At 60.5% G+C, this 9,304-nt stretch carries 6 protein-coding genes; 5 read left to right on the top strand and 1 reads right to left on the bottom strand.

From position 1 onward, the window contains the following. Positions 1-165 precede the first annotated feature (165 nt). On the bottom strand, positions 166-3,465 hold the full coding sequence (gene pulA, locus KHQ28_RS18495; RefSeq protein ID WP_032419385.1) for a pullulanase-type alpha-1,6-glucosidase: 3,300 nt from the start codon (positions 3,463-3,465) through the stop codon (positions 166-168). Between the two features lie 184 nt (positions 3,466-3,649). Here pulA and KHQ28_RS18490 point away from each other — a divergent pair, with 184 nt between their 5' ends. Genes KHQ28_RS18490 through gspF form a run of 5 tightly spaced genes read left to right on the top strand, consistent with a single transcriptional unit; the run spans position 3,650 to position 9,303 of the window. Beyond that, on the top strand, positions 3,650-3,787 hold the full coding sequence (locus KHQ28_RS18490; RefSeq protein ID WP_004219434.1) for a hypothetical protein: 138 nt from the start codon (positions 3,650-3,652) through the stop codon (positions 3,785-3,787). After that, positions 3,772-4,614, top strand: coding sequence for a type II secretion system protein GspC (gene gspC / locus KHQ28_RS18485; RefSeq protein ID WP_004177377.1), 843 nt, complete (start codon positions 3,772-3,774; stop codon positions 4,612-4,614). The genes KHQ28_RS18490 and gspC overlap by 16 nt, the downstream gene beginning before the upstream one ends. 9 nt (positions 4,615-4,623) lie before the next feature. Continuing rightward, positions 4,624-6,597 (top strand): GspD family T2SS secretin variant PulD, encoded by a 1,974-nt coding sequence (pulD, locus tag KHQ28_RS18480; RefSeq protein WP_032419386.1) that lies wholly within the window; start codon positions 4,624-4,626, stop codon positions 6,595-6,597. Further along, the gene (gene gspE, locus KHQ28_RS18475; protein WP_004145888.1) at positions 6,594-8,087 is read left to right on the top strand and encodes a type II secretion system ATPase GspE; all 1,494 of its coding nucleotides are present in this window, start codon (positions 6,594-6,596) and stop codon (positions 8,085-8,087) included. The genes pulD and gspE overlap by 4 nt, the downstream gene beginning before the upstream one ends. Position 8,088: 1 nt before the next feature. After that, positions 8,089-9,303, top strand: coding sequence for a type II secretion system inner membrane protein GspF (gene gspF / locus KHQ28_RS18470; protein WP_004177382.1), 1,215 nt, complete (start codon positions 8,089-8,091; stop codon positions 9,301-9,303). The last annotated feature ends 1 nt before the right edge of the window (position 9,304 follow it).

Genomic DNA, 9,304 nt, shown 5'->3' with positions numbered 1-9,304 from the left:
GGCGCTACGCTTGCGCGGGCCTACAGATAACTGCATAACTGTTTGAAATTGCAATCTTTCGTAGGCCGGGTAAGGCGAAAGCCGCCACCCGACAGAAAGGCGAGCACAATAACGAAACAGGTTTGTCATCAGCCAGAGGCGCCCTTACGGGCGCCCTACGTTATGTTATTTACTGCTCACCGGCAGGCCAGCGCCCTGCGACTCGCCCTGCGGCAACTCGAGAACGGCAACCGACCAGGCCGGCAGCGTGACCGAACCGTCAGCGGCAACCTGCACGCCGCTCGCCAGCGACCGGTCGCCCGCCGCCTGCTGAATAGCGCTCAGCTGGAGCGATGTGCCGGCGAAGTCCTGCAGCGTCCGGCTTTCCGGCGCGGCGTTGATCGCCACCACGATGCCGTCGACACGGCTGTCCAGACTGGCGCCAGCCTGCATCCCGTCATCGATGGTCATCACCAGCAGACCCGTCTGCTGATCGGCGCCAGTATTGCGGAAGTCCACGCGCTTCATCACCGTCGCGCCGTCGCCGAGGGTAAACAGCGGAGACGATTTACGCAGCGCGGTCAGCTCCTGATAAAACGCGGTCATCTGCTTGAGCTCCGTTTCACCCGGAGTAGCCACCGCGTCTTTCACCCGGGCGATAATGTCATAATTGCTGCCATCATCGCTGCTGCGCGGCATACCGACGTTGTAGTTGTTGTCCTGCAGGGAGTAGTCCACGCGGTTAAACCAGTCGCCGGAATCATACGAATCGCGGGTAAAGGATTTAGAGCGCAGCAGCTCCGAGCCCTGCTGGTCAAAGGCGATCCCCTGGCCGAGCATCACCGTCGCCAGCGACACCGCCTGCATCCGGACGCGGGTATCGAGATCCGCCTCCTGAGCGGCTTTATAGCTGATCATGTCCCACAGCGTCTGGTTATCGTGTTTTGACACATAGTTCACGACTTCCGTCGGATCAGCCGCATAGCCGCCTGGCGCGCCGTTATAATCAATCTCGCTGCCTCTCTTCACCGCGCCGTCTTTGTCGATCAGCACAAAGTCCGCAAGGTTACCGGCCATGCCGAGACGGGTCAGATCGGCGAGGTGACGCGCCTGATCGTCGCTCAGGGTGGTCAGCTCATTCGGCAGAACGCCAGCCCCGCTGCCCACGCCCTGGTTCTGGCGTAATGCGTCACCGGAGTCGAACGGCCCGCCGCCGCGCACGGCGTCGCGCAGACGATCGGAGAACGTGCCGATCCCGGTGCCTTTGAGATTGATTTGCGAGGCAATTTCAAAGCGATCGCTCTGGTTGGAATCCCAGCCTTCGCCAAAGAAGTAGATATCCGGGTTCAGCGCTTTAATGCGTTCCCAGGCCGAGAGGATCTGCGCTTTCGGGTGGTAGCCCATCAGGTCGAAGCGGAAGCCATCGATCTTATAATCGGTGGTCCATACCGCCAGTGAATCGGCGATAAGCTTGGCGAACATCCGGTGCTCTGGCGCCGAGTCGGAGCAACAGGTAGCCGATTCCACGCTGCCGGTGGTTTCGTTCAGACGCTGGTAGTACCAGGGGACGATCTTATCCAGTACCGAGGTGCGATCGGTCGGGCCGGCGGCGTTGGTGTGGTTGTACACCACGTCCATAATGACGTTCATTCCCAGATCCTGCTTGATCGCCTGAATCATGGTGCGGAACTCTTTAATACGCGCTGTGCCTTCCGGATCGGTGGCGTAGGATCCTTCCGGTACCGTGTAGTGGAACGGATCGTAGCCCCAGTTATAGGAGTCGGTCTGCGCCACCAGCGTATTCAACGCCTGCACCTGCGGGTTATCCTTGCTGTCGTTCTGCTTCAGCTGAGTCAGCACCTCTTCAACCGTCGAACCGCTGTCGCAATAGCCCGCAAACTCGCTGCTCTTCACCGCGCTATTGACCTCGCACAGGCGGCTGAACGGCTGCTGAATATCGGCGACCTTGTCGCTGAACTCATTGACCGTCGCCAGATCGAAGACCGGCAGCAGCTCAATATGGGTCACGCCCGAGGCCGACAGCTGTTTCAGATGCTGGACCATATTGCTTTCCTGGGCGGTGAGCGCCAGATACTTACCGCGCAGCTCCGCAGGAACGGTTTGATCCCAGGCGGAGAGATCGCGAATATGCGATTCGTGAATCGTCATTTTCGCCAGATCGGCTTTGGTTTTCTGCGCGTGCGGCATCGTCAGCCCGTCCCAGCCTTCCGGCTTCAGCGCGCTGTCGTTGAGATCGACCACCTGGCTGTACTCCGAGTTGGTCGACAAACTGTGGGCGTAGGGATCGGTCACTTCGTACTGCTCGACTTTACGCGACTGCGGGTGGTAGACCGTCATCGCGTAGCGGTAGAAGGCGCCCTTCAGGTCGCTTCCCCCCTGCCAGGACCAGGCGCCGGAGGCGCTGTCGCGGGTCATCGGGTGACTGGCTATCACTTTCTTGTCCGCGCTATAGATCACCAGCTCAACCTGCTGCGCCGTGGGCGCCCAGACGCGGAAGGTCACGCCGCTATCGGTTAGCTGGGCGCCATAGCTCAGCGCCTCGGCGGCGGCGGCATAGGTATCGTCCAGCACGCCGGCGGTCTGCACCTGGGTGGCTGAGCTCAGGATCCCATCGCTTTCCGCGGCTATCGCCACCGTCTCGCCCTGCAGCAATTCATCGACGTTAACATCATCGGGCAGTTTAAAGGCTGGATAGCTGGCGAGATGCGGGAAGCGCATGCTTACCTGCTGGTTGACGGTGGTGGGGGTCAGCTTGACATATTTATCGCTAAATTCGCCGTTACTGTCGGCGGCCACCTTACTGCTGTGGCTGTAATAGAGGCGCACAATGGGTTTATTTTCCCCACCCGGCCACAGCAGAGTAGTCTTATCGACCCAGTGCGCATCGGCCAGCGCCACGCCAAAGGCGGCGCGGAAGGCGTCGGCGCGGGAGTCATAGACCGCGCTGTTGCCGGCGATGACCGATACCGTCCGATCGGTGAAATCACTGAAAGAGACGCGCAGGTCGCTGTCGATAAGCTTATTGGTGCCATCGCGGACGATAACGTTGATGCATCCGCTCTCTTTAGTCAGCGGGATCACCCAGTAAGGGCCATATTTGTCGCTGCCGGTCGGCGTGGTGCTGACATCATTCCAGTCCGCCACCGGCGCGCTCAGCGCGTCACAGGTTTCGTTGTTCCATAAATAGAGGTTTTTCGTCGCATAGTCGGCCGGCGTGCTGCTGGTGATGCCGGCGATATCGACGAGATGAATGACAGCCTGCCTGGCGGAAGCCTGCACCGCTTCGCCTGGGACGGCAACGTCCGGTAAGCGGACGACGACATCCTGCGGGTCGGGCGTGCCGGGAGTGCCAGGATTGCCTGGTGAACCCGGTGAGCCAGAGGTAGAAGAGGAAGAGCTGTTATCACAGCCACTCAATAATACTAACGATCCAAGAAATAGGGCATGACAGGTATATCTGAGCATTCGATAGTCCCTAATATGCTTATTAAATTATAAAAGGTAAGAAAGGATGAATATCTTTACAGCGCGCTAATTAGATATTTTTGCTTTCCCAGGCGCAATCATCCCCCACAAATGAGCGGGGGGCGTAGGAAGCCGGGGGAGTAAATCAATAAAGGGAATGACGACCCGAAACCGCAAACTGATTATGATTCGCCACGCTTATCGCCACTCTCCGGCAATAAATAATTCAAAAGCCAATAATCACCTACCTGTTTCGGTAGGGTATTACGCCAACGTGCAGAAAAATAAATTAGCAAAGGAATTAAAATGCCAGTTTCTGTGATGAGGTTAACAAATATAAATAAAGGGATAATTAAATTATTACCACAAATTGTGACGCTCATCATATTAATAACCGCTATCCCACAGCTGGCGAAATTAACCTGGCGCGTGGTATTCCCTGTGAGTCCTGAGGATATTTCCGCCCTACCGTTAACCATGCCTCCGGCGGCAGATCCGGAATTAAAAAATGTGCGGCCCGCATTTACCCTGTTTGGCCTGGCGGTGAAAAATAGCCCCACGCCAACGGATGCTGCCAGTCTCAATCAGGTGCCGGTTTCCAGCCTGAAGCTACGCCTGGCCGGGCTACTCGCCAGCAGCAACCCGGCGCGCTCCATCGCTATTATCGAAAAGGGAAATCAGCAGGTTAGCCTTAGCACGGGCGATCCCCTCCCAGGGTATGATGCGCGGATCGCCGCCATTCTGCCTGACCGGATCATCGTCAACTATCAGGGGCGCAAAGAGGCCATTTTATTATTTAACGACAGCCGCGCGCCGTCGCCGCCGCCCACCGCCGCGGGCAACCCGCCCCTCGTGAAGCGACTCCGCGAACAGCCGCAAAATATCCTCACTTATTTATCTATTTCGCCGGTACTCAGCGGCGACAAACTGCTGGGTTATCGACTAAACCCAGGCAAAGACGCCTCGCTGTTTCGCCAGTCCGGCCTGCAGGCAAATGATTTGGCGATTGCCTTAAATGGCATCGATTTACGCGACCAGGAGCAAGCGCAACAGGCGCTGCAGAATCTGGCCGACATGACCGAAATAACGCTAACCGTTGAGCGGGAAGGCCAACGACACGATATTGCTTTCGCGCTGGGGGATGAATAATTGCCAACCATGAAACGCCTGCGAAAAATGCTGCCTGCGCTGCTGATATTAACCCCGCTGCTATTTTCTCCGGCCGCCGCGGAGGAATTTTCCGCCAGTTTTAAAGGCACCGATATCCAGGAATTTATCAATACCGTCAGCAAAAACCTGAATAAAACGGTGATTATCGATCCCAGCGTACGCGGCACTATCACCGTGCGCAGTTACGATATGCTCAATGAAGAACAATATTATCAATTCTTCCTCAGCGTGCTGGATGTATATGGCTTCGCCGTGATCAATATGAATAACGGCGTGCTAAAAGTGGTCCGCGCCAAAGACGCCAAGACCTCGGCCGTGCCGGTCGCCAGCGCGGCCGCACCGGGCGAAGGCGATGAAGTGGTCACCCGGGTGGTGCCCCTGACCAACGTCGCCGCCCGCGATCTCGCCCCGCTGCTCCGCCAGCTGAACGATAACGCTGGCGCCGGCAGCGTGGTCCATTATGAGCCCTCCAACGTACTGCTGATGACCGGCCGCGCGGCGGTTATCAAACGCCTGCTGACCATTGTCGAGCGCGTCGACAACGCCGGGGATCGCAGCGTGGTGACCGTGCCCCTCTCCTGGGCCTCCGCCGCGGAAGTGGTCAAACTGGTTACCGAGCTTAATAAAGATACCAGCAAGTCGGCGCTGCCGGGCTCGATGGTGGCGAACGTGGTGGCCGATGAGCGCACCAACGCGGTACTGGTGAGCGGCGAACCAAACTCGCGCCAGCGCATCATCGCCATGATCAAACAGCTCGACCGCCAGCAGGCGGTACAGGGTAACACCAAAGTGATCTACCTGAAGTACGCCAAAGCCGCCGATCTGGTGGAGGTTCTGACCGGGATCAGCAGCTCGCTGCAGAGCGACAAGCAAAGCGCCAGGCCAGTGGCCGCGATCGACAAAAATATTATTATCAAAGCCCACGGCCAGACCAACGCCCTGATCGTCACCGCGGCGCCGGACGTGATGAACGATCTTGAGCGGGTGATCGCCCAGCTCGATATCCGCCGCCCGCAGGTGCTGGTGGAGGCGATTATTGCCGAAGTGCAGGATGCCGATGGCCTTAATCTCGGTATCCAGTGGGCAAACAAGAACGCCGGCATGACGCAGTTCACCAACAGCGGTTTGCCGATATCGACGGCTATCGCCGGCGCCAACCAGTACAACAAAGACGGTACCATCAGCAGCTCGCTGGCCAGCGCCCTCGGCTCGTTTAATGGTATCGCCGCCGGCTTCTATCAGGGGAACTGGGCGATGCTGCTCACCGCCCTCTCCAGCAGTACCAAGAACGATATTCTGGCCACCCCCAGCATCGTCACCCTCGATAACATGCAAGCCACCTTTAACGTCGGCCAGGAAGTTCCGGTATTAACCGGCTCGCAAACCACCTCCGGCGACAACATCTTCAATACCGTCGAGCGCAAAACCGTCGGCATTAAACTGAAGGTGAAACCGCAGATTAACGAAGGCGATGCGGTGCTGCTGGAGATTGAGCAGGAGGTATCGAGCGTTGCCGACTCGGCCTCCAGCACCAGCAGCGATCTCGGGGCGACCTTCAATACCCGGACGGTGAATAACGCCGTGCTGGTCGGCAGCGGCGAAACGGTAGTGGTTGGCGGGTTGCTGGATAAAAGCGTCACCGATACCGCCGACAAAGTGCCGCTGCTCGGCGACATCCCGCTGATCGGCGCCCTGTTCCGCTCCGACAGCAAGAAAGTGTCGAAACGCAACCTGATGCTGTTTATCCGCCCGACCATCATTCGCGATCGCGATGAGTACCGCCAGGCTTCTTCCGGCCAGTACACCGCCTTCAACAATGCGCAAACTAAACAGCGGGGTAAAGAAAGCAGCGAAGCGTCGCTCAGCAACGACCTGCTGCATATCTATCCGCAGCAGGAGACCCAGGCCTTCCGCCAGGTCAGCGCCGCCATTGACGCCTTCAATCTCGGAGGCCGCCCATGACGCCAGCCGCCGAACGCCGTCCGCTGTTGCCCTTCGCCTGGGCCCGCGCGCACCATCTTGTGCTGCTCAGCGACGGTGAACGCTGCGAAGCGCTGTGCCGCCCCGATACCGCCGCCCGGGCGCTGCTGGAAGCGCGCCGCCTGGCGGACGGGCCGATGCGCGTCAGCCGTCTGGCGCCGGACGCGTTCGAGAAAGTGCTGGTGCTCAGCTATCAGCGTGATTCGGCGGAGGCGCACCGCATGATGGCCGACATCGGCAATGAGCTCGACCTCTATACCCTCGCCGAAGAGCTGCCGGACACCGACGATCTGCTCGACAGCGAGGACGACGCGCCGATCATCCGCCTGATCAACGCCATGCTCACCGAGGCCATCAAAGAGAAAGCCTCGGATATTCATATCGAAACCTACGAGCGCCATCTGCAGATCCGCTTTCGCGTCGACGGCGTGCTGCGCGAAATTCTGCGCCCGCAGCGGCGGCTGGCCGCCCTGTTAATTTCGCGCATCAAGGTGATGGCCAGCCTGGACATTGCCGAAAAGCGGGTCCCTCAGGATGGCCGCATGGCGCTGCGCATCGGCGGGCGAGCAATCGACGTGCGCGTCTCCACCCTGCCCTCCAGCCACGGCGAACGCGTCGTCCTGCGTCTTCTGGACAAAAACAGCGTCAACCTGGATCTGCTGACGCTGGGCATGCCGCCCGCCCTGCTCGATCGGGTCGATGCGCTGATCGCCCGCCCGCACGGCATCATCCTGGTCACCGGTCCGACCGGCTCCGGGAAAAGCACGACGCTCTACGCCGCCCTCAGCCGCCTCGACGCCCGGGAGCGCAACATCATGACCATTGAAGATCCGGTGGAGTATGAGCTGGAGGGCATAGGCCAGACCCAGGTCAACGCCAAAGTCGAGATGACCTTCGCCCGCGGCCTGCGCGCCATCCTGCGCCAGGATCCGGACGTAGTGCTGGTGGGCGAAATCCGCGATGGCGAAACCGCCCAGATCGCCGTTCAGGCCTCGCTGACCGGGCACCTGGTGCTGTCGACCCTGCACACCAACAGCGCGCTGGGCGCCATTTCCCGTCTACAGGATATGGGCGTGGAGCCTTTTTTACTCTCTACCTCGCTGCTGGCGGTGATGTCGCAGCGGCTGGTGCGCCAACTGTGCCCGCACTGCCGTCAGCCCTGGCAGGCGGATGCCAACACCGCCCGGCAGATGGCGGTCCCGGTCGGCGCGCGGCTGTGGCAGCCCAAAGGCTGTCCGGAGTGTAATTTCATCGGCTATCGTGGGCGTACCGGGATCCATGAACTGCTGCTAATCGACGATCGCGTGCGCGCCGCCATCCACCGCGGCGAGAACGAGATCACCCTGATCCAGCAGCTGGGGCCAGCCTGGCAAACCCTGCGCCATGCCGGACGCGACAAAGCGCTGGCGGGGATCACCAGCTGGGAGGAGGTGATGCGGGTCACCGAACAGCAAACGACGGAAAGCGTCTAAGATGGCCCTGTTTCGCTATCAGGCGCTGGACGCGCAGGGCAAAACCCGCCGCGGCCTTCAGCAGGCCGACTCCGCCCGCCACGCCCGCCAGCTGCTGCGGGACAAGGGCTGGCTGGCGCTGGAAGTGACAACTGCCGACCCGGCGCGCCGACTGTGGGCCGGCGGATCCCTTACCCGGCGCACCAGCGCCGGTGATTTAGCCCTGCTCACCCGCCAGCTGGCGACTCTGGTTGCCGCCGGGATCCCGCTGGAAAAGGCGCTCGATGCCGTCGCCCAGCAGTGCGAAAAGCCGTCGCTAAGAACGTTAATGGCCGGGGTGCGCAGCAAAGTGCTCGAAGGCCACTCGCTGGCGGAGGCGATGCGCGGCTATCCCGCCTGCTTCGACGGGCTGTTCTGCGCCATGGTGGCGGCCGGCGAAACCTCCGGCCATCTCGACGGCGTACTGAACCGGCTGGCGGACTATACCGAGCAGCGCCAGCAGCTCCGCGCCCGCCTGCTGCAGGCGATGATCTACCCCATCGTACTGACGCTGGTCGCTATCAGCGTGATCGCCATTCTGCTCTCCACCGTGGTGCCGAAAGTCGTTGAGCAGTTTGTCCATCTTAAACAGGCCCTGCCCTTCTCTACCCGGCTGCTAATGAGCCTGAGCGACATCGTGCGCAGCGCGGGCCCCTGGCTGGCGCTGCTGTCGTTACTGGCGCTGCTGGCGCTGCGCTATCTGCTGCGCCAGCCCGCCCGGCGGCTCGCCTGGGACCGGGCGCTGCTGCGCCTGCCGGTCATCGGCCGCGTGGCCCGCAGCGTCAACAGCGCGCGCTACGCCCGCACCTTAAGCATTCTCAATGCCAGCGCGGTGCCGCTGCTGCTGTCGATGCGCATCAGCGCCGACGTCCTCAGCAACGCCTGGGCGCGCAGCCAGCTGGCGGCGGCCAGCGAATCGGTACGCGAAGGCGTCAGTCTGCATCGGGCGCTGGAATCCACCGCCCTGTTTCCGCCGATGATGCGCTACATGATCGCCAGCGGCGAACAGAGCGGAGAACTGACCGCCATGCTGGAGCGCGCGGCGGAGAACCAGGACCGGGAGCTGAGCGCGCAGATCCAGATGGCCCTCAGCCTGTTTGAGCCTCTGCTGGTGGTCACCATGGCCGGCATGGTGCTGTTTATCGTGCTGGCCATCCTGCAGCCGATCCTGCAACTGAACACACTTATGAGTATGTAAC

Source organism: Klebsiella sp. 28 (assembly GCF_018223905.1).
GTDB lineage: Bacteria > Pseudomonadota > Gammaproteobacteria > Enterobacterales > Enterobacteriaceae > Klebsiella > Klebsiella pneumoniae.
This window is presented reverse-complemented; position numbering and strand designations above follow the sequence as displayed.